Below are 22,116 nucleotides of genomic sequence, written 5' to 3'. Positions count from 1 at the left end.
TGGTTCCTTCTCGGTCGAGACGGGGTGGCTGGGGGTGGAGGGGCGGCCGGGTCAGGCCGCGTCGGCGGGCGCGTCGCTCTGCGCGCCGGTCATGAGCCGCATGAGACCCTCCTGGGTCGCGTCGGCCCGGGACACCTCACCGGTGATGCGCCCCTCGAACACGGTGTAGATGCGGTCGCACAGCCCGAGGAGCTCGGGCAGCTCCGACGAGATGACGACGACGCCGCGGCCCGCGTCCGCGAGCTTCTGGACGAGCCCGTAGATCTCGTACTTGGCGCCGACGTCGATCCCGCGCGTCGGCTCGTCGAGGATGAGGAGCTCCGGCTCGGTGTACATCCACTTGGCGAGCAGCACCTTCTGCTGGTTGCCGCCGGAGAGCTTCGCGACACCCTCGTGCACGCTCGGCGCCTTGATGGAGAACGCCTTGCGGTAGCCCTCCGCCGCGACGAACGCCGCGTCGCGGTCGATGACGCCGGCCTTCGCGATGCGCGGCAGGTTCGCCGACTGGATCGTGCCCAGGATCGTGTCGAGCAGGTTGAGGCCGAGCGACTTGCGGTCCTCGGGGACGTACGCGATCCGGTTCTCGATCGCCGAGAGCACCGTGGGCATGGAGACCTCGCGCCCGTCGATGCGGACGACGCCGGACAGGTAGCGGCCGTAGGTGCGCCCGAAGATCGAGCGCGCGAGCTCGGTGCGCCCCGCGCCCATGATCCCGGCGAAACCGACGATCTCTCCCCTCCGCACGTGGAAGGTCGAGCCCTTGCACACGAGGCGGCCGGGCACCTCGGGGTGCTCGACGGTCCACCCCTCGACCTCGAAGAAGGTCTCGCCGATCGACGGGGTGTGGTCGGGGAAGCGCGACTCGAGCGAACGGCCGACCATGCCGCGGATGATGCGGTCCTCGTCGACGGCGTCGTCCTTCACGTCGAGCGTCTCGATCGAGCGGCCGTCGCGGATGATCGTGATCGAGTCGGCGATCGCCTCGATCTCGTTGAGCTTGTGCGAGATGATGATGCTCGTCATGCCCTTGGCGCGCAGGCCGCGCAGCAGGTCCAGCAGGTGCTCCGAGTCCTCCTCGTTGAGCGCGGACGTCGGCTCGTCGAGGATGAGCAGCCGCACGTCCTTCGCCAGCGCGCGGGCGATCTCCACGAGCTGCTGCTTGCCGACGCCGATGTTCTTGATCTGCGCGTCCGGCGACTCCTGGAGCCCGACGCGCGCCATGAGCTCCTCCGCCCGGCGCCGCGCCACGCCCCAGTCGATCCCGAACGACCCCTTGACCTCGTTGCCGAGGAAGATGTTCTCGGTGATCGAGAGCTCCGGGATGAGCGCGAGCTCCTGGTGGATGATGACGATGCCTGCCTGCTCGCTCGAGCGGATGTCCTTGAACCGGACCTCGGCGGCCTCGTAGTAGATGTCGCCCGTGTACGTGCCGTGCGGGTACACGCCCGAGAGCACCTTCATGAGCGTCGACTTGCCGGCGCCGTTCTCCCCGCAGATCGCGTGGATCTCCCCCGCGCGGACGCGCAGGTTGACGTCGTCGAGGGCGCGCACGCCCGGGAACTCCTTGGTGATGCCCCGCATCTCGAGGATCACGCGCTCGTCCGTCATCGGACCTCCTCCTGCCGAGGACAGCGCGCGGGGCACCTGTGCCCCGCGGACCCGGACACCCTCAGCGCCGTCCGAGCGGGCCCGACGCTATGCCCGTCGTGATCTTGGCGTCAACTCCTGAACGCAAGGCCAGGGCGAACTGTGATCGAATAGCGACCTTGGTCCTATGACAGCGCAGACATATGCCCCGGATGTGAGCGCGAACACGCGCGATCTCACCTAAGCGATCAGGACATGAATGCTTGAGAGCGCTTTCAGGCGAGGCTCACGCTGCGCTGCCGACATGCGGGTGCACCGAGGTGGCCGCGGCGGTGCCGGCGGTCCGGGCCTAGCGAGGTGGGAGCGGGCGCTTGAAGCCCTCGTGCGACTGCTCGTAGCCGAGCGACCGGTAGAACCGGTGGGCGTCCGTGCGTCGCTTGTCGGACGTGAGCTGGGCGAGCGCGCAGCCTCGCGCGACGCCCCACGCGTGCGCCCACGCCATCATCGCGCGACCGACGCCCTGGCCCCGCAGCCGCCGGTCGACGCGGACGGCCTCGACCAGCAGCCGCGACGCGCCGCCGCGGGAGATCCCGGGGACCACGGTGAGCTGCATGGTGCCCACGACCTCGCCGTCGCGCTCCACGACCACCAGGGCGTTGTTCGGGTCCGCGTCGATCGCGGCGAACGCCGCCTCGTGCTCCGGGCCGACCTCGCCGGTGCGGGCGCGCGCGATCGCGTCGTCGGCGATGAGCTCGACCACCCGGGGCAGGTCGGCGGCGACGGCCGGACGGAAGACGAGACCCGCCGTCGGGCGGACGGCGGACGAGGGCGAGGTGGTCACGGCTCGCGACGCTAGCACCAGCCCCGGAGAGAACGACGCCGACCGGGGTGCGCCGAGGTAGAGCCCTGGTGAGCCGAGGGAGAACCGGGGTAGGCCGAGGTAGAGCCCCGGCGATGACCAGGGCTCTACCTCGGCGGGTCGTCCTACCTCGGCGGTCGGCTCAGGAGCAGGTGGCTCCCTCGTGCTCGACGGTGAAGGTCGAGGTGACCTCCTCGCCGTCGACCACCGCGGTGGCGGTCACCGTGGCCTCGCCGGCCGCGACCGCCTTCTGGCGCGTCGCGAACGACTGGTAGGCGTTCTTGCCGGGCGCGACGTCCGCGACCTGCTTCTCGCCGAACGGCGTGGCGAGCCGGACGTCCACCGGCACGGCGCCGTCGTTCGTCGCCCGGACCGCGACGTACACCTTGCCCGCGAGGCAGCGCGTCTGCACGTCGACGGACACGGGCAGCTCCGCCCCGGCCTGCGGCTGCACCAGGACGGCGACGGACCGTCCCGGGACGGTCACCGTGCCGGTGGCCGCGTCCCACGTGGTGCCGCGCACGACGTCGTCGCTCCCCTCCTGCTGCACGGGCGAGAGCACGTACTCGCGGCCCGCGAGCGCGGACAGCGGGACGGTGACCTCGTCCGGAGAGGCGTTGAAGACGGCGAGGAGCCCGTCGAGCGCGGGGTCGACGTCGGTGCCGACGGTGTCGTCCACCGCCATCGCCACGACGCCCGGGACCTGGTCCGGCCCGGCACCCGGGAAGGTGACCTTCTCCCGGATGAGCTCCGGGTCGCCGAGCCGGAACAGCTCGGTCGAGTGCCGCAGCCGCAGGAGGTCCTGCGCCTGCGCCGACGCGGTGGCGATGTCGTCGGGCGACGGCTTGAGCGCCGGGTCCGCGAGGAGCGGGGCCATGAGCGGCCACTTGTCCTCGTTGTCGGCCGCCATCGGCAGGCCCTTGCCGAACCCGTTGTCCTGACCGGTCCAGTCGATCGCGTTGAACCAGTCGCCCGAGTCGTAGCTGTTGCGGTCGAGCGACTTCGACCGCAGCAGGTCCGTGCCCGCGTGCCAGAACGACGGCGTCTGGGAGAGCGCCGCGGTCGCGAGCGAGACCGTGTTCATGCGCACGCGCTCGTCCATCGGCGTGTCGGCCGGGAGCTTGAGCGCGAGCAGGTCGAACAGCGTCTCGTTGTCGTGCGCGTCGACGTAGGTCACGACCTCCTCGGGCGAGTCGGCGTAGCCGGCCGGCGCCCCGCGGTAGTCGATCTCGTCGCCGCGCTTCTCCTCGCCCGTCGACGTGACGAGCGTGTAGTCGCGCAGGTTGCCCGCGAGGCCGAGACGCACGAGGTCGGTCTGGTGACCGAGGTCGGCGAGCTCGTCCGCGGACCCGTCGTTCACGGTCCCCGGCTCCCCCGCCCGGGCGGGCTGCCCGTTCGGGTCGGTCGCGAGGCCCGTGCCGAAGCCCTGCGTGAACGTCGTGGCGCCGTCGACGGGCGAGCCGCCGTGCACGGCGTCGCGCAGCCGGTCGGAGAAGGTCCCGATGCCCGTGCCGCCGAGCTGGCCCTGCGTGGCCTGCTCGAACAGCGCGTTGCCCGCGACCTCGCCGAAGTCCCAGCCCTCGCCGTACAGGTAGACGGACTTCCCGTCGACGCCGTCCTCGGCGAGCGTGAGCTCGTCGAGCGCGGCCCGGACGTCGAGCATGTTCTGCTTCGAGTGGTGGCCCATGAGGTCGAACCGGAACCCGTCGACGCGGTAGTCCTTCGCCCACGTGACGACCGAGTCGACCATGAGCTTGCCCGCCATCGCGTGCTCGGTCGCGACGTTCTGGCAGCACGTGCTCGTCTCGACGGAGCCGGTGGTCGGATTCTGCCGGTGGTAGTAGCCCGGCACGACCTTGTCGAGGACGGACTTCGCGTCCTGCCCGCTCGCGGCGGTGTGGTTGAACACCTGGTCGAGCACGACCTGCAGCCCGGCGCCGTGGAGCGAGCCGACCATGGTGCGGAACTCGGCCACGCGCGCGCCGCCGTCCGCGTCGACCGCGTACGACCCCTCCGGCGTGCTGAAGTGCCACGGGTCGTAGCCCCAGTTGAAGCCGTCCTGCGCCTGCACCGCCGCGACGGCGGCCTGCTGCTCGGGCGAGTCGGGCGCGAACCCGGTGAGGTCACCGGTCGTGGCCTGGGCCGCGCGGTCCTCGGGGATCGACGCGATGTCGAACGTCGGGAGCAGGTGCACCGTGGTGACGCCCGCGTCCGCGAGCTCGCGCAGGTGCGTCATGCCGGCCGAGTCCTTCTCCGCGAACGCGAGGTACGTGCCGCGCCGCTCCGCCGGGACCGTCTCGTCGGCGATCGAGAAGTCCCGGACGTGGAGCTCGTAGATCGTCTGGTCGACCGACCGCTCGACGACCGGGGCGGGCGTGCCCTCCCAGGCGCTCGGGCGGAACGCGGGGTCGTCGAGGTCGACGGCCACCGAGTGCGTGGAGTCGAGCGTGAGACCCACCGAGTACGGGTCGGTGACGACGTTCGTCTCGACCTTCCCCGTGCTCGGGACGTAGACCTGCACCTCGTAGAGGTAGCGCGCGCCCTTCCAGCCGACGGCCGCGCCGCCGAGCTTCTTGTCGGCCGCCTTGCCGTCGAGGGTCCACGTGCCGTCGGCCTGGCGGGCGGCCTCGAACCGACGCGGGTCGTCGTCGAGCGACGCCCCCGCGGGCCACGCGAGCACCGAGACGGCCTTCGCCGTCGGCGCCCACAGCGCGAACGACGCCCACTTGCCGTTGGCGTGCCACGAGACGCCGAGCTCGCGCTCGGCCGCGTCCTCGGCGAACAGGTCGTCGACGACGCCCGGCACCTGGACACCGGTCGCGGCCGTGACCACGCCGCCGTCCGCCCGGGTGACGAGGAGCTGGCCCGTGAGCGCTGCCTCGACCTCCGCGCGGTCGAGCGGCTCGCCGTCGTCGAGCACGCGCAGCGCGGTGTGCCCGGCGAGCGCCGGGAACTCGGCGGCGACGTCGTCGGGCAGGCCCGACGGGTCGACCTGGAGCGTGTACGACGCCGTGCCCTCCGGGGCCTGCACCTCGCCGTCGGCGCCGCCCGGGGTGACCGAGAGCCCGCCCTCGGGGGCGGACCACAGGGTCCACTCGTCGCCCGTGCCGAGGTCGCCCGGCCAGGCGACGACGCCCTCGCGCACCCAGTGCGCGGCCTGCTGGCCGGTGCCGGGGAGCGGCGGGTTCGCGACGTCGATCGTCAGGACGTGGGACGCGAGGTCGTAGGAGAACGTGACCAGCTCGCCGTCGCCGACGGAGAACTGGTAGTTCGCCCCGTCGCGCGCGCCGCCGACGCCGTAGTTCTCGGCCCAGCTCAGGCCGTGCGCGACCTTGCCCTCGTACGCGCCGGCCGCGAGGCGGTCGGTCGACCAGGTGTAGACGCCGTCGCCGTCCGGGTCCTTGAGCCAGGACGCCAGGCAGTCGGGCGCCCACGAGCCGGGGCAGCCGACCTGGTCCTGGAACGAGCCCGCGAGCGTGACGATCGGTCCCTGCGCGGTGCTCGAGAAGTCCTTGCTCACCGGGTCCCAGTAGAACGTCACCGGGCCGCCGGCCGTCGTGTACGTCGCGTTGGTGCCGTCCTGCACACCGCCGACGCCGTAGTTCACGGTCCACGACCCGTTGATCGCGACCTTGTACTCGTACGTCCCGGCGGGGACGTCGAACGTGCCCGCGTAGACGCCGTCCGCGCGCTTCGTGAGCTTCGCGGCCTCGCAGCCCGGGGCCCAGTCGCCCGCGCAGCCCATGGCCGCGTTGTGGCTGCCGGGCACGGTCACGAGGTCGATCTCGGGCTCGGGCTCCTCGCCCACGACCCCGCTGACGTCGACCCCGACGCTCGCGAACGTGGACGCGGCGGCGCGGTCGCCGTCGGCGTCGGTCGTCACGGCGCGGTACTCGACGAGCGTGCCGTCGGCGAGGCCCACGACGTCGTGGAAGACGCGCGGCGCCGTGTCCTCCGCGGTGCCGAGCGGGTGCCACTCGGCGCTCCCGACCTCGCGCCACGCGAACGACGTCTCGGCCCACGCGTCCGCGTCGACCGTGGCCGTCACGGGCGCGACGCCCGTGACCGCTCCCCCGGCCTGCGGCACGGTGAGGGCGATGTCGCCCGACGAGTCCGCGCCGACCTCGCGGTCGGCCCGGAGCACGACGGTGCCCGTCGCCGGGACGGTCAGCGTGACGACGCCGTCGGCATCGGCGGTGACGGGGGCGGCCTGCTCGCCGTAGAGCACCTCGTACGAGGCGCCGGGGGTGAGGGTCGTGAACGTCGCCGTCCGCTCCTGCGCCGCGTTGTTCAGCGCGACCAGGTGCTCGACCTTCTCCGTGCGGTCGACGCGGCTGAAGGCGTACACGCCCGCGCCGTTCTCGACGTACCGCTCCACCTGGGCGCCGTCGGCCAGCGCCGGGTGCGCCTCGCGCAGCGCGGCGAGCTCGGCGATGTGCGCGTACAGCGGCGCGTCCGTGCCGAAGCGGTCGACGCTGCCCGCCTGCTCGCCCGTGACGAGCGGCTGGTCGGCGTACTCGTCGACCTGGGTCGCGAACAGGGTCTGGCGCGCGTCCTTGTCGCCGCCCTTCCCCGCGAAGCCCTGCTCGTCGCCGTAGTACACGACCGGCTGCCCGCGGGTCAGGTACATGAGGTCGTGCGCGAGCTCGTCGCGCGCGAGCGGGTCGTCGGTGCTCGCGAGCATGTACCCGACGCGGCCCATGTCGTGGTTGCCGAGGAACGTCGGCAGCGCCTGCGCGTTCGTCGTGGGCGTCGTGTACATGTCGTCGCTCGCGAAGAGCGACGCGAGGCCCTTGGCGCTGTTGCCGCTCGCGAAGCTCGTCGCGGCGGACTGGAACGTGAAGTCCAGCGTCGAGCTCATGTCCGTCTTGCGCACGTAGGGCGAGAGCTTCGCCGCGTCGGCGTCGTACACCTCGCCGAACATGAAGAAGTCGTCCTTGCCCTGCGCGTGCGCGTAGTCGAGGACCTCGGTGGTCCACGTCTCCCAGAACTCGAAGTTCACGTGCTTGACGGTGTCGATGCGGAAGCCGTCGATGCCGAGGTCGATCCAGTCCTGGTAGACGTCGACGAACCCGTCGACGACCGTCGGGTGCTCGGTCATGAGGTCGTCGAGGCCGTCGAAGTCCCCGTACGTCACGGACTCCCCGGTCCACGTCGAGTTGCCGCGGTTGTGGTAGAGCGTCGGGTCGTTGAGCCAGGCCGGGACCTTGAGGTCCTCCTTGCCCGCCGGGACGACCGGCGTGTACGGGAACGACGTCGCGGCGTCCAGCGCCGGGAAGTCGCCGGTGCCCGCGTGGTCCGCCGGGTCGAACACGGTTCCCTCGGCGTCGCGGTACGGCGACGTGGCCTGGTCGACGTACGAGTACTGCTTCTCCTCGTAGTCGATCACGTCGGCCGTGTGGTTCGTGATGATGTCGAAGTAGACCTTGATCCCGCGGTCGTGCGCCTCGTCGATGAGCGCCTCGAGCTCGGCGTTGGTGCCGAGGTGCGGGTCGATCTGCGTGAAGTCGGTGATCCAGTAGCCGTGGTAGCCCGCCGACGCGTCGGCGCCCGTCCCCTGGACCGGCTGGTTCTTGAACGACGGCGTGAGCCAGATCGCCGTCGTGCCGAGGCCCTCGACGTAGTCGAGGTTCTGCCGCAGGCCCGCGATGTCGCCGCCCTGGTAGAAGCCCTTGTTCGTCGGGTCGAACCCGGAGACGAGCGGGTCGTCGCCGAGCCCCGCCGTGTCGTTCGACGGGTCGCCGTTCGCGAACCGGTCGGTCATGACGAAGTAGAAGCGCTCGTCCGACCCGGGCTGGCGCACGGGGGGCACCACGAGGTCGGCGTCCTGCGCCTCGTCGTAGCCGCCCGCGAGCCCGAGCGGCGTGAGCGCGATGCGGTGGGTCGACTCGTCGAACGTGACGCGCACGGTCGCGTCGCCGCCGAGCACGAGGGGCGCGTTGTCCTGGCTGCCCTCGCGCCCGTACGCCTCGTCCCACGCGTCGTCGTAGGCGACCTTGTACTCGTAGGTGCCCGCGGGCACCTCGAAGTCGGCGGACCAGACGCCGGCGGCGTCGGTGGGCGCGAGCTCGGTCGCCGCGCACGCGGGGTCCCAGTCGGCGGCGCAGCCGAGCTCGGACTGGAGGTCGCCCACGAGGGCGAGCGTGCGCTCGTCGGCCCCCGCGGCGGGGGCGGCGAACGCGGCGAGCGTGACGCCCGCCAGGCCGGAGGTGGCGAGCGCGACGGCGGTGACCGACGCCGTCGTGCGGGCCCCGCGCGTGCGGCGGGGCGTGGTGTCGGATGGGTGGGGCGACGGTGTGCGCGGGACGCGGCGACGTCGCGGCGTGGAGGTCATGAGGACTCCCTCGTCCGGTGGCTGGTGCGGGACCGCAGGCGTGAGCAGGCAGGTGCCGGCAAGGACGCGGACGACGGGACCAGCAGCGGGCGACGTCGACCGCGGCTTTCTCAGCGTACGGCTGAGCCGAACTGTACTGGTTGCAGAAAGTTGCAGCAAGGTTCGGCAAAGGGCGGGCGCGCGTCGTGCCGCGCCGCTGCCCGGACACGACGAACCCGGGGTCGCCCCGCTCAGGAAGTCCTGACGGGGGCGGCCCCGGGTCCGGGAGGTCGCGGTGGTCAGCCCGCGAGATGGCCCCAGCGCGGGGCGAGCTCGGACCACGGCCCGACGGCGGCGACCCGGCCCTCGTCGAGCACGACCACGCGGTCGGCCCGGGCGAGCGCGGCGCGCTTGGACGTCGCGCCGACGACCGTGGTCCCCCGCTCGCGCAGCGACTCCCACAGCTCGATCTCCGTCGCCGCGTCGAGCGCGCTGGAGACGTCGTCGGCCAGCAGGAGCTCGGCGTCGGTCGCGAGCGCCCGCGCCAGGGCGAGCCGCTGGACCTGGCCGCCCGAGAGCCGGACGCCGCGGTGCCCGACGAGCGCCTCGTGCCCGCCCGCCTCGACGACGTCCCGCTCGAGACGCGCGGCCGCGACGGGCCCGTGGACGTCGCGCTCGTGGCCGAGCCGCACGTTGTCCGCGAACGTCCCCGACAGCACGCGCGGCACCTGCGCGACGTGCGCGACCTGGCCCGGCCGCAGGAACGTCTGGGCGTCGACGACGTCCGTGCCGTTCCAGCGGATGCGGCCCGTGTGCTCCATGAGGCCCGCGAGCGCCGAGAGCAGGCTCGACTTGCCCGCGCCGACCTGCCCGAGCAGCAGGACGAGCTCGCCGCGGCCGACGGACAGGTCGACGTCCTGGACACCGATAGTGCCGTCGTCGTGCAGCGCGGTCACGCCGTCCAGGTCGATCCGCTCGAGCGGCCGCCGAGGTCCCGGGTCGGGCGTGGGGGCGGCGCCCGTGAGCAGGTCGACGCCGGGCGGCAGGTCCATGAGGTCCGTCCCGGCGGCGAACCGGCTCGTCGCGCGCTGCCACGAGCGGGTGCCGGGCGCCTCGGTCACGACGGCGCCCGCGACGACCCCGAACCAGCCGAAGCCGGTCACGGCGTTGGCGACGAGGAGCGCCGTCGCGAGGTCCCACGTCCCGGTGAGCAGCCCGGCCCACGCCGCGACGACGCCGAGCTGGATCATGACGAGCGGGACGCCGTCGAGCGCGGCCTGCACGCGGTGCTCGAAGACGGCGGCGCGCACGCGCCCGGCGTCCACCTCGCGCAGGTGCGCGTGCACCTGCGGCGTGCGGGCGGCGAGCTTCACCGTCCGCGCGGAGTCGAGCGCCGAGACGAGCGCGCGGCCGAACCGGGCGCGCGCGGCCGACGAGCGGGTCGCCGACCGCCCGGCGATCGGCCGCCCGAGCGCCGACGCCGCCGCGGACACCACCATGACGGCGAGGAGCACCGCGCCGGCGAGCCACGACCGGCTGAGCAGCGCGGTGACGCCCGCGATGACGAGGCCGTTGACGAAGTCGACCCAGCGGTCGGCATACCGGACGAACCGGTCGGCGTCCATGGCACGGGCGACGACCTCGCCGGGCGGCGTGGCCGTGAGCCGGTGCTGACGGGTCTGGCCCGCCATGACCGCCATGCGCACGCGCAGCAGCACCTCGACCCACCAGCGCGGGTAGACGTACAGCGCCCACGCGAGGCACAGGGGCGCGACCACGAGCAGCACGGCGAGCGGCACGAGCTGACGCGCCGGGAAGCCGGAGCCGAGGTCCTGGACCGCCTGTCCCCAGAGGAAGCCGGTGACGGCACCCTGGGCCGAGACGAGGCTCGTGACGAGGAACAGGACCGCGCCCACGACGCCCCACGCCGGGCGGACGAACAGCGCGTGCGCGACGCCGCGCGCGAGGCTCGGCCCGTCGCCCGGGTCGTCGAGGACCGGCGGCTCGCCACGCCGCCGGCGTCCGCCGACCGCGTCGGAGGCGCGGGCCGCGGGCGTCTCGCCCTCGGCGCCCGCGTCGTCCTGCGCGACCGCGTGGTCCTGCACGGCCGCGGACGCCGCGGGCACGGCGGCGGGCGCCGGGTCGCCGGGGGCGAGGTCGTCGACGTCGTCGCCGCCCGGGCCGCCGTCCTGCGCGACGCTCGCGACGAGCAGGTCGCGGTAGGGACCGGGGGCGTGGGCGAGCGCGGCGCGCTCGCCCTGCTGCACGACCCGGCCGTGGTCGAGGACGGCCAGCAGCCCGGCCCGCTCGATCGTCGTGAGCCGGTGCGCCACGAGCACGCCCGTGCGCCCCGCGAGCAGCCGCTCCGACGCGGCGACGACGCGCGCCTCCGTGAGCGGGTCCATGCGCGCCGTCGCCTCGTCGAGCACGACGACCTGCACGTCGCGCACCAGCAGGCGCGCGAACGCGACGAGCTGCTCCTCCCCCGCCGAGAGCGACGTCCCGCCGGGACCGAGCAGCGTGTCCAGGCCGTCGGGCAGGCCCGCGACCCAGTCGTCGAGCCGCAGCTCGCGCACGGCGGCCTCGACGTCGGAGCGCGGGACGTCCGCGAACAGCGCGACGTTCTCCGCGAGCGTGCCCGCGAGGATCTCGGTGCGCTGCGTGACGACGCCGACCGCCGCGCGCAGCGCCTGGAGGTCGAGGTCGCGCACGTCCACGCCGCCGACGAGCACGGCGCCGCGCGGCGGCTCGACCGCGCGCGAGAGCAGCGACGCGAGGGTCGACTTGCCCGAGCCGGTGCGCCCGACGAGCGCGACCGTCTCCCCCGCGGGCACGTGCAGGTCCACCCCGTCGAGCGCGAACGTGCCCTCGGCGTAGGAGAAGTGCAGGTCGCGCACCTCGATCCCGACCGGCCCGGCGGGCAGCGTGCGGCCTCCCGTCGGCTCGGGCTCGACGGCGAGCATCTGCCGGATGCGCGTGAGCGCGCCCAGGCCCTCCTGGATGTCCGGGAGGTGGTGGACCAGGTTGTCCACCTGCCCGACGAAGAGCGCGGTCACGAGGAACAGGGTGACGAGCCGGTCGACGCCCAGGTCGCCGTCCGCGGCGAGCGCGGCACCCGCCACGGCCACGCCCGCGAGCAGCGAGGCGAGCACGAGACCGGCGCGGCGGAGCATGCGCGCCTCGACGACGAGCACGGCCTCGAACTTGCGGTGCACCTGGGCGGACCGCTCGGCGAGGCGCCGGATCGCGAACGACTGCCCGAGGCTCGTGCGCAGGTCGTCCCGCGCGGCGACGGACTCCTCGAACGCCGCGGCGTGGTCCGTCCACGCCATCTCCTCGATGACCTTGCGGCGCGCGATCTCGCCCAGCATCGGGCGCACGATGAACCACGCGACCGCCCCCAGCACCGGGAAGAGGACCCACGCCGGCCACCACGTGAGGCCGGCGACGACCCACATCGGCAGCACGCCGACGACGGTGCGTCCCGCGCCCCAGAGCTGACGGCGCACGAGCGTGCCGACGGCGTGCGTGTCGTCGTCGACGCGGTCGAGCACCTCGCCGACCGCCTGCTCCGTGAGCGTGGCGAGCGGCTGGTGCAGCGCCGCGGTGAGGAGGTCGCCGCGCAGGCGGCCCTCGGCGCGGTCGACCACGCCCGCCCACACGACCTGGCCGACGGTGTCGAGCAGCGCCGCGCCGACGACGCACGCGGCGAGGAGCTGGAGCGTCGCCGTCGTCGGCTCCTCGGCGAGCCACCCGGCGATGACGGTGCCCAGCGCGGCGCCGACCGCGCCCACGGTGAGCGCGAGCAGCGCGACGACGGCCTGCGGCCCGCGCAGGCGGCGCCAGTCCAGGCGTCGGGCCGGGTCGGACGAGCGCGGAGCGGCGGCCGACGGCGCGGCGTGCGGGTCGGACGGGGGGTTCGTGGGCTGCTCGGTCGGCAGGGAGGCGTCGATCATGGCCCCACGACCCTACGGCGACGCACCCCCGCCGACGCAGGGATTTTCGCTACCCGCAGCCCCTGCCCGGCCCGGTCGGCGCGGGGCCGAGCCGGGCCGGCTCGCGTCGGCTCGGGTCGACCCCGGACGCAGCGCGGCCCGGGCCCCGAAGGACCCGGGCCGCAGCGGTACGGCTCAGACCAGGCCGAGCTCCTGGACGGCCTGGCGCTCCTCCTGGAGCTCCGCGACCGACGCGTCGACCCGCCCGCGCGAGAAGTCCGAGAGCTCCAGGCCCTGCACGATCTCCCACGACCCGCCGCGCGAGACCACCGGGAACGACGAGATGAGGCCGGTCGGGACGCCGTACGACCCGTCCGACACGACGCCCGCGCTCGTCCAGTCGCCCTCGGGCGTGCCGAGGACCCAGTCGTGCACGTGGTCGATCGCGGCGTTCGCCGCCGACGCCGCCGACGACGCGCCGCGCGCGTCGATGATCGCCGCGCCGCGCTTCGCGACCGTCGGGATGAACGTGCTCTCCAGCCACTCGCGGTCCTCGGCGAGCCGCGCGCCCGGCGTGCCGGCGACGTCCGCGTGGAAGAGGTCGGGGTACTGCGTGGCCGAGTGGTTGCCCCAGATGGTCACCTTGCGCACCTCGGACACCGGGACGCCCGCACGCTTCGCGACCTGCGTGAGCGCGCGGTTGTGGTCCAGGCGCGTCATCGCGGTGAACCGGTCCTTCGGGACGTCGGGTGCGTTCGACGCCGCGATGAGCGCGTTCGTGTTCGCGGGGTTGCCGACGACGAGGACGCGGACGTCGTCCGCCGCACCCGCGTTGATCGCCTGGCCCTGCGGCTTGAAGATGCCGCCGTTCGCCTCGAGCAGGTCGCCGCGCTCCATGCCCGGGCCGCGCGGGCGGGCGCCCACGAGGAGCGCGACGTTCGTGCCCTCGAACGCGGGCGTCGGGTCGTCGAAGATGTCGATGCCGGCGAGCAGCGGGAACGCGCAGTCGTCCAGCTCCATGGCCGTGCCCTCGGCGGCCTTCACACCCTGCGGGATCTCGAGGAGGCGCAGGCGCACGGGGGTGTCGGGGCCGAGCATCTGGCCCGACGCGATGCGGAACAGCAGCGCGTAACCGATCTGACCGGCCGCGCCGGTCACCGTCACGTTCACGGGGGAAGTCATGCGCTCACTCTCCCACAACGCGACCCGCCCGGACGCGCGGGGCGGCGCGCCCGCCGGTGCCGACTCCCGCCTCTGCGGCCCCCGGGAACGACGACGGCGGCGCCCCCTGCGCAGGGGACGCCGCCGTCGGGCGTGCGGTGCGGGCCGGGTCAGCCCAGGCGCGCCTTGAGGTTCTCGTCGAGCGCGGCGAGGAACTCCTCCGTGGTCAGCCACTCCTGGTCCGGGCCGATGAGGAGCGCGAGGTCCTTCGTCATCTTGCCGGACTCGACCGTCTTGATGACGACGTCCTCGAGCGTCTGCGCGAACTCGGTGACCTCGGGCGTGCCGTCGAGCTTGCCGCGGTGCATGAGGCCACGCGTCCAGGCGAAGATCGACGCGATCGGGTTCGTCGACGTCGGCTTGCCCTGCTGGTGCTGGCGGTAGTGGCGCGTCACCGTGCCGTGCGCGGCCTCGGCCTCGACGGTCTGGCCGTCCGGGGTCATGAGGACCGACGTCATGAGGCCGAGCGAGCCGAAGCCCTGCGCGACGGTGTCGGACTGGACGTCGCCGTCGTAGTTCTTGCAGGCCCAGACGTAGCCGCCCTCCCACTTCATGGCCGAGGCGACCATGTCGTCGATGAGGCGGTGCTCGTAGGTGAGGCCCTTGGCGGCGAACGCCTCGGCGAACTCGGCGTCGAACACCTCCTGGAAGATGTCCTTGAAGGCGCCGTCGTAGGCCTTGAGGATCGTGTTCTTCGTCGAGAGGTACACGGGGTACTCGCGCTGGAGGCCGTACGCGAACGAGGCGCGCGCGAAGTCGCGGATCGACTCGTTGAAGTTGTACATGCCCATCGCGACGCCGCCCTCCTCGGGCATGGTCACGACCTCGAACTTCTGCGCCTCGGAACCGTCGGCCGGCTCGAACGTCATCGTGATCTTGCCCGGGCCGGGGACCTTGAAGTTCGTCGACTTGTACTGGTCGCCGTGGGCGTGACGGCCGATGATGATCGGCTTGTTCCAGCCCGGCACGAGGCGCGGGATGTTGGAGATGATGATCGGCTCGCGGAAGACGACGCCACCGAGGATGTTGCGGATCGTGCCGTTCGGCGAGACCCACATCTTCTTCAGGCCGAACTCCTCGACGCGCGCCTCGTCGGGCGTGATCGTCGCGCACTTGACGCCGACGTTGTACTGCTTGATCGCGTGCGCCGCGTCGATCGTGACCTGGTCGTCGGTCGCGTCGCGGTTCTGGATCGACAGGTCGTAGTACTTGAGGTCCACGTCGAGGTACGGGTGGATGAGGCGGTCCTTGATGAACTGCCAGATGATGCGCGTCATCTCGTCGCCGTCGAGCTCGACGACCGGGTTGACGACCTTGATCTTGCCCATGCGCAGATCGCTCCAACTGTCGGGGACTGGAGCCCCCGGGTGTCGGACGGCGACCGTGCGGCCCGTGGGCCCGGTCCGTCGCACACGAGGGCGTTGCTGACCGCGGTCCAGGGTACTCGACTTCTCGACGTCAAGATACTTTGGCGACGCCCGGGAGACCGTTCGGATCGTGAGACCCGGCGTCCGTTCTCAGGTGCGGCACCGCAGATTTCCACGCATCTCCCGGGTGGTGGTGGCAAGATGCCCCCAGATGCCGGAATGGCCGGGCACTCGGTCAGGCATCGTGCCGTCGTCCCGACGGCCCGCCGGTGCCGCACCGTGGCACACCGGGCCGGGACTGCCCGAAGTTCCCACCGAACCAGACAGGATCATCATGTCCCAGGACACCACCGCTCCCGGCGCACCGGAGGGCTACGTCGACGACGCGCGCCCCGCGCAGACCGAGGCCGTCGCTGTCGTCCAGCCCAGCCTCCTCGCGCGCCTCGGCGCCGAGGTCTTCGGCACGTTCTTCCTCGTCCTCGCGATCATCGGTGTGGCGCTGTACACCTTCGTCAGCCAGCAGAACGCCCTCGCGGTCGCTCTCGCGGGCGGCCTCGCGCTGCTCGCCGGCGCCGCCGCCGTCGGCAACGTCTCCGGCGGCCACTTCAACCCGGCGGTGACGCTCGGCGCCGCCATCGGCGGTCGCACCGCGTGGCGCGACGTGCTGCCCTACTGGGTCGCGCAGCTCGTCGGCGCGCTCCTCGCGGGCCTCGTCCTGCTCGCCACCGTCCCGAGCTCGCTGCCCGCGCTCGTCGGGCAGGAGGACCGCGGCGGCCTGTTCGTCTCGACCGCGAACGGCTACGGCGACTTCTCGTCCCTCTCCACGGCGTCGCAGGGCGGCACCGAGTTCGGGCTGCTCGCCGCGCTGCTCATCGAGACCATCGCGACCGCGGTGTTCGTCGGCGTGATCCTCGGCGTGACCGACAAGCGCGCGACCGTGCAGTACGCGCCGGTCGTCATCGGCCTCACCCTCACCGCGCTGATCCTCGTCGCGGTGCCCGTCACGAACGCGTCGCTCAACCCGGCCCGCTCCATGGCGTCGGCCGTCTTCGCGGGCGACGGGGCCCTGTGGAAGCAGCAGTGGGTCTTCTGGGTCGCGCCGCTCCTCGGCGCCGCGATCGCGGGCCTCTTCTACCGGGCGTTCGCGTTCGCTCCGAAGCAGGACGACCTGCTCGGCGAGGACCACGTCGTCACGCTGACCGAGGCCGAGGTCGCCGGTGGCGCCGCCGCCGGTGCGGGCGCGGCCGTCGTCGGCGCCGGTGCGGGCACCGTCGTCGAGGAGGCGGTCGTCGTCACGGACGAGAACGGTGACGTGGTCGCGGTCGAGGAGGTCGTCGAGACGGACGACCCCGACGCCCCGGCCCCCGGTGAGGGCACGGCCCCGCGGGCCTGACCCTTTCTCGCACGCCCGACGGGCCCGGACCGCGCACGCGGTCCGGGCCCGTCGTCGTGCAGGTCGCACCTCGTGCGGGTCGCCCGGCGTGCGGGGCGCTCGTCGCGCGGATCGCACGTCGGCCGCGCTCCGCGCGGGGACGTCAGAGCTCGCCCTGGTCCAGGCTCAGCGCGAGGAACGCCATGACCGCGGCGGGGGCGAGGAAGAAGAAGACGTCGAGCCCGCGCGACCGGACGGTGATGCCGACCGGACCGGGGCCCGGGATCGCCGCGCGGCACACGCCCGCGACGGCGAGCAGCCCGGAGAGCGCGAAGCAGCCCGCCCGCGCACCGGCGAGGACGGCCACGACCGTGGCGACGGCGACACCCGCGAGGACCAGCCACATCGCGGGCTGGCGGGACGGCGCGAGGCTCGCGGGCGGCTCGGGCACCGGGGGCGGGGTCGCGTCGTCGGGCACCGGAGCACCCTCGGGAGCCGTCCCGTCGCCGGTCTCGTCGTCCACGTGGTGCCACACCGGCACGAGCGTCGCGCGTGGCCGGTGCCGCGTCCCCCCGTCCGCGGTGACGTCGCTCACGCTGCTGCACCTTCCACGCCCGGAAGCCTACCGTCGTGCCCTAGCGTGACGTGCATGCCGTCCGTCGTGCCGCCGGTCCCGTCCGCTCCCCCCGCCACCTCGACCGACCCCGCGACCGGCCCTGCGGCCGCCCCCGCGACCACGGACGACGGCGGGCCGCCGTCGTCCGTGGTCGTCGTCGGCGCCGGGCTCGCGGGCGCCCAGACCCTCGCCGCGCTCCGCCGCCGCGGCTACACCGGGCGCGTCACGCTGCTCGGCGCGGAGGGCGTGCCGCCGTACGACCGCCCGCCCCTGTCGAAGGAGCTCCTCAGCCGGCCCTCCCCCGCGTGGCTCGCCGACGACCTCGGGGTGGACGTCGCCGCGCTCGCCGACGACGTCCGCCTCGCCGACCCGGCCGTGCGCCTCGAGCGGACCGGGGCAACCGACGCTCCGGGCTGGTCCGTCGAGACGCGGTCGGGCGACCGCCTCGCCGCCGACGCCGTCGTGCTCGCGGTCGGCTCCGTGCCCGTGCGGCCCCGCGGCTGGGAGCACGCGCGCGTGCTCCACACCGCGGCCGACGCCGACGCCCTGCGCGCGGCGCTCCGGCCGGGCCTGCGCCTCGACCTCGTCGGGGCCGGGTGGATCGGCGCGGAGCTCGCCGGGGTCGCGGCGGGCGCCGGTGCGCACGTCACCGTCGTCGAGGCCGCGGGCGCGCCGCTGCACCGCCAGCTCGGCCCGGACGTCGGGGCGCACCTCGCGCCCTGGTACGCGGCCGCGGGTGCCGAGCTCGTCACCGGCGCCACCGTCGCGGAGGTCCGGCCCGACGGCGTCCGGCTCGCCGACGGCCGCGAGCTGCCGGCCGACGTCGTGCTCGCCGCCGTGGGCGCCCGCCCCGCCACCGACTGGCTCGACGGCGTCGTGCCCCGCGACGCGCGCGGCAGCGTCCCCGTGGACGCGGACGGCGCCGTGCCGGGGCTGCCCGGCCTCTGGGCGGTCGGCGACTGCGCCAGCCGCGACCACCCCGTGCTCGGTCCCGTGCCTGGCGGGCACTGGTCGGCGGCGCTCCACGACCCGGACGCGACCGTCGCGGCGCTGCTCGGCGACGGCGGCGACCGGGCCGCGCACGCGCCGTACGTGTTCTCCCAGCAGCTCGGGCACGACCTCGCGCTGTTCGGCGCGCCCACCGAGGGCGACGAGGTCGTGCTGCGCGGCGACCCCGCGGGCGGCGCCACCGGCCACGAGGGCTGGGCCGCGTTCTACCTCGCGCCCGCGGCACGCTCCGGACCCGGCGGCCTCGCCGCCGACCCGGCCGCCCGGGTCACCGACGTCCGGGCCGTGCTCCTGGTCGACTCGCCGCGCGACGTCGGCCCCGTGCGCAAGGCGATGAACCGGACTGGCCGCCTGCGCGTCGACCTCGACGTCGCGCTCGACCCGGCCCGGCGCCTGCGCGACGCCCTCGCCTGACGCCCTCGCCTCGCCCCTTCGCCCGCGAGCGCGAGCGCGACGGCCCGCCGGTCCGAGGACCGGCGGGCCGTCGAGCGGGACGGGTCAGTGCGCGAAGTGGCGCGTCCCCGTGAAGTACATCGTCACGCCCGCGGCCCGGGCGGCCTCGATCACCTCGGCGTCGCGGATCGATCCACCCGGCGCGACGACGGCGCGCACGCCGGCGTCGAGCAGGATCTGCAGGCCGTCCGCGAACGGGAAGAACGCGTCGGACGCCGCGACGGCGCCCCGGGCCCGCTCCTCGCCGTCCGCGAGCGTGTTGGCACGCTCGACCGCGAGGCGGCACGAGTCGACGCGGTTGACCTGCCCCATCCCGACCCCGACGGCGGCCCCGTCGCGCGCGAGGAGGATCGCGTTCGACTTCGCCGCGCGGATCGCGCGCCACGCGAACGCGAGGTCGGCGAGCGTCGCGTCGTCGGCGGCGTCGCCCGTGACGAGCGTCCAGTGCTCGGGCGCGTCGCCGCCGGTGACGTTCCCCTCGGCGTCGGTCACGACGGCGTCGACCCGGTCCGTGCTCTGCACGAGCAGCCCGCCGCTGACCGGGCGGGTCTCGACGGTCGTCGTCGGCGGGGCGTCGACGACGAGGAGGCGCAGGTTCTTCTTCGCCCGCAGCACCTCGAGCGCGTCGGGCTCGAACCCGGGCGCGACGACCACCTCGGTGAAGACGGGCGCGATCTGCTCGGCGGCCGCCTTCGTCACGACGCGGTTCGCGGCGATGACGCCGCCGTAGGCGGAGACCGGGTCCGTCGCGTGGGCGCGCGCGTGCGCCTCGGCGACGTCCGTCCCGACCGCGATGCCGCACGGGTTCGCGTGCTTGATGATCGCGACGGCCGGCTCGTCGTGGTCGTGCGCGGCGCGCCACGCCGCGTCGGCGTCGACGTAGTTGTTGTAGCTCATCGCCTTGCCGTGGAGCTGCGTCGCCTGGGCCAGCCCCGTCGCGCCGTGGCCGACCGTGTAGAGCGCGGCGCGCTGGTGCGGGTTCTCGCCGTACCGCAGCACGTCGGCGCGGTCCCACGTGGCGCCGATCCACGCCGGGAAGCCCGTGCTCACCGTCTCGCCCTCGGCGCCGCCCTCGACCGGGACGGCGTCCGTCGGCGCGACGACGTTGCCCATCCAGGACGCGACGGCGACGTCGTAGGTCGCGGTGTGCACGAACGCCGCCGCGGCGAGCGCCTTGCGCTGCGCGTAGGTGAAGCCGCCCGCCTGCACGGCCGCGACGACGTCGTCGTACCGGGCCGGGTCCACGACGACCGCGACGCTCGGGTGGTTCTTCGCCGCCGCGCGGACCATCGACGGGCCGCCGATGTCGATCTGCTCGACGACCTCGTCCGGCCCCGCGCCCGACGCCACGGTCGCGGCGAACGGGTAGAGGTTGACGACGACGAGCTCGAACGGCGCGATGCCGAGCTCGTCGAGCTGCGCGAGGTGGTCGGCCTTGCGCGAGTCCGCGAGGATGCCGGCGTGCACGCGCGGGTGGAGCGTCTTGACGCGGCCCTCGAGGCACTCGGGGAACCCGGTGAGGTCCTCGACCTTCGTCACCGGGACGCCCGCGGCCGCGACGGTCGACGCCGTCGAGCCGGTGGAGACGAGCTCGACGCCCGCGGCGTGCAGCGCCGTGGCGAGCTCGACGAGGCCCGACTTGTCGTAGACGCTCAGGAGCGCGCGGCGCACGGGGCGCCGCGAGTCGTCGGTGAGCTGGACGTCGGGGGCGGAGGGCACGTGCGGGGCCGGGTGGGACATGACGAGGGGCTCCTCTGGGTCGCGGTCGCCGCGCCGACGGAGCCGACGCGAGTGGCAGAACCCAGGCGCCCAGGCGGTCGACGCTCCAGCAGGTAGATCCGGCCGCTCCCCGGTGGTCGTTCCCACCCTCGCCAGTCGCGGCCGTCGTCCAGTCTAGCGGCCCGACGGCGGCGTCCCCGGCTCGGCCGGGACCGCACCCGGCACCGCGCTCGGCACGACCCCCGACGCCGCGAGGGCGGCCGCGTCGTCGGCCCACGTGTCCGGGGTGCCGACCCGCCAGAGCGACCGGACCGTGCTGAGGACCGCGACCGTGACGACGAGCAGCCCCGCGAGCACCGCGAGCGCGGTCCCGAGCCCGAACCGCTCGAGGAGCCCGCTGCCGACGAGCGGGACGAGCGGGCCCGCCGCGAGGCCGGTGAGCCCGAGCACGGACGCGAGCCGGCCCTGGAGCTGCGGCGGGGTGACGGCCGCGGCGTACCCCGACAGGCCCGCGTTCACGGCCGGGACGAGCAGGAGGGCGAACGGCAGCACCGCCAGGTAGGCCGCGTACGACTCCAGCACGGCCATGACGACGGACCCCGCGGCGAGCACGCCGAGCGCCGCGACGACGAGCGCCCCCGCGCGGACCCGGGCGACGAGCCGGGGCGCGAGCACCGCGCCGACGAGCACGCCCACGCCGACCGCGAGGTCGACCAGGCCGATGAGGAGCGGCGCCGTGCCCGTGCGCACGAGCTCGAGGTTGATGCCGACCATGAGGCTGCCGAACGCGACGTTGATGACGACGAACAGGCCGAGCAGCGCGCGGAACAGCGGCACGGACCACACGAAGCGCAACCCGTCGCGCAGCGCCGCGACGGGCCGGGTCGCGCGCGCCGCCGCGACGTCGCCGTTGAGCGGCTCGCGCACGAGCCACGTGCACACCGCGGTCGCCGCGTGCCCGATCGCGGCCCCGGCGAGCGGCACGGCGTGCGCGACGGCGTAGAGCGCCCCGCCGAGCGGGCCGGCGAGCAGGCTCGCCACCGCGTCCCGGCCCTGGGCGGCCGCGAGCGCCGTCGGGAGCTGCGGCACCGGGACCACCGAGCGGAACGCGCCGCTCGTCGCCGGGTCCACGAGCGCGCCGACGACGGAGGCCCCGAACAGGACGGCGGCGAGGTGCCACGCGGAGAGCGAGCCGGTGCCGGCGGCCACCGCGACGGTCGTCCAGAGCAGCGCCCCGACGGTCGCCGCAGCGACGACGAGGCGGCGGCGGTCCACGCGGTCGGCGACGACGCCCGCGGGCAGCGTCGCCAGGAGCGCCCCCACCTGCCCGACGGCGGCCACCACCCCCGCCTGCACGACGGACCCGGTGAGCCCGTATGCCACGAGCGGCACCGCGAAGAGCGCCACCCCGGCGCCGAGCGACTCCGCGGTCAGCCCGGTCATGAGCAGCAGGTAGGACCGGTTGCGCAGGAGCGACGGCGGCGCGTCCGGCGCGAGGCCGACCGTGGCACCGGGGTCGGACGACGGAGCGGCGCGGGGCCCCGGGGGCGCGGGCGGTGGTTTCGACATGGCTGAGAACTTACGTGCGCAACGACAGTTGCGCAATAGTCATTGCGCACTTTGTGGTGAGCACTCCCCCGTGCGGACCACTCGGGCGTTGCTAGCC

General features: G+C 74.3%; 11 protein-coding genes and 1 riboswitch. Of the genes, 2 read left to right on the top strand and 9 right to left on the bottom strand.

Annotated features, from left to right (window positions below; all coding sequences use genetic code 11):
• Window positions 1-51: 51 nt before the first annotated feature.
• From mmsA to RSE42_RS05730, 6 genes are all read right to left on the bottom strand, one after another.
• On the bottom strand, window positions 52-1,608 hold the full coding sequence (gene mmsA, locus RSE42_RS05755; RefSeq protein ID WP_194216105.1) for a multiple monosaccharide ABC transporter ATP-binding protein: 1,557 nt from the start codon (window positions 1,606-1,608) through the stop codon (window positions 52-54).
• A gap of 328 nt (window positions 1,609-1,936) precedes the next feature.
• A complete protein-coding gene (locus RSE42_RS05750; protein ID WP_137280146.1) occupies window positions 1,937-2,428 on the bottom strand; it encodes a GNAT family N-acetyltransferase in 492 nt (163 codons plus the stop codon).
• 160 nt (window positions 2,429-2,588) lie between these two features.
• A complete protein-coding gene (gene pulA, locus RSE42_RS05745; RefSeq protein WP_415298153.1) occupies window positions 2,589-8,780 on the bottom strand; it encodes a pullulanase-type alpha-1,6-glucosidase in 6,192 nt (2,063 codons plus the stop codon).
• Window positions 8,781-9,058: 278 nt separating this feature from the next.
• Entirely contained in the window at window positions 9,059-12,715 is a 3,657-nt protein-coding gene (locus RSE42_RS05740) for an ATP-binding cassette domain-containing protein (RefSeq protein ID WP_415298151.1), read from the bottom strand.
• Window positions 12,716-12,889: 174 nt separating this feature from the next.
• Window positions 12,890-13,876 (bottom strand): malate dehydrogenase, encoded by a 987-nt coding sequence (locus RSE42_RS05735; protein ID WP_415298149.1) that lies wholly within the window; start codon window positions 13,874-13,876, stop codon window positions 12,890-12,892.
• Window positions 13,877-14,025: 149 nt separating this feature from the next.
• Window positions 14,026-15,243 (bottom strand): NADP-dependent isocitrate dehydrogenase, encoded by a 1,218-nt coding sequence (locus tag RSE42_RS05730; RefSeq protein WP_021482263.1) that lies wholly within the window; start codon window positions 15,241-15,243, stop codon window positions 14,026-14,028.
• Window positions 15,244-15,616: 373 nt separating this feature from the next.
• On the opposite strand from RSE42_RS05730, the gene RSE42_RS05725 reads away from it, so the two are divergent.
• Window positions 15,617-16,675: an aquaporin gene (locus RSE42_RS05725; protein ID WP_415298147.1), complete on the top strand. Its 1,059-nt coding sequence runs from the start codon at window positions 15,617-15,619 to the stop codon at window positions 16,673-16,675.
• Window positions 16,676-16,817: 142 nt separating this feature from the next.
• Here the strand turns inward: RSE42_RS05725 and RSE42_RS05720 are convergent, their stop codons facing one another.
• A complete protein-coding gene (locus RSE42_RS05720; protein WP_061266885.1) occupies window positions 16,818-17,249 on the bottom strand; it encodes a DUF3017 domain-containing protein in 432 nt (143 codons plus the stop codon).
• 54 nt (window positions 17,250-17,303) lie between these two features.
• On the opposite strand from RSE42_RS05720, the gene RSE42_RS05715 reads away from it, so the two are divergent.
• Window positions 17,304-18,692 (top strand): FAD-dependent oxidoreductase, encoded by a 1,389-nt coding sequence (locus RSE42_RS05715; RefSeq protein WP_415298145.1) that lies wholly within the window; start codon window positions 17,304-17,306, stop codon window positions 18,690-18,692.
• 84 nt (window positions 18,693-18,776) lie between these two features.
• On the opposite strand, the gene purH is transcribed toward RSE42_RS05715, so the two are convergent.
• Window positions 18,777-20,471 (bottom strand): bifunctional phosphoribosylaminoimidazolecarboxamide formyltransferase/IMP cyclohydrolase, encoded by a 1,695-nt coding sequence (purH, locus tag RSE42_RS05710; protein WP_415298143.1) that lies wholly within the window; start codon window positions 20,469-20,471, stop codon window positions 18,777-18,779.
• Between the two features lie 60 nt (window positions 20,472-20,531).
• A riboswitch (ZMP/ZTP riboswitch) is annotated at window positions 20,532-20,620 on the bottom strand.
• 4 nt (window positions 20,621-20,624) lie between these two features.
• Complete coding sequence (locus RSE42_RS05705) at window positions 20,625-22,019, bottom strand: MFS transporter (RefSeq protein ID WP_415298141.1); 1,395 nt, start codon at window positions 22,017-22,019, stop codon at window positions 20,625-20,627.
• Between the last annotated feature and the right edge of the window lie 97 nt (window positions 22,020-22,116).

Source organism: Cellulosimicrobium sp. SJTW-1 (assembly GCF_047716875.1).
GTDB classification, from domain to species: Bacteria; Actinomycetota; Actinomycetes; order Actinomycetales; family Cellulomonadaceae; genus Cellulosimicrobium; species Cellulosimicrobium funkei.
Note: the sequence above shows the minus strand (reverse complement) of the source record. Positions and strands in the feature narration are given on the sequence as shown.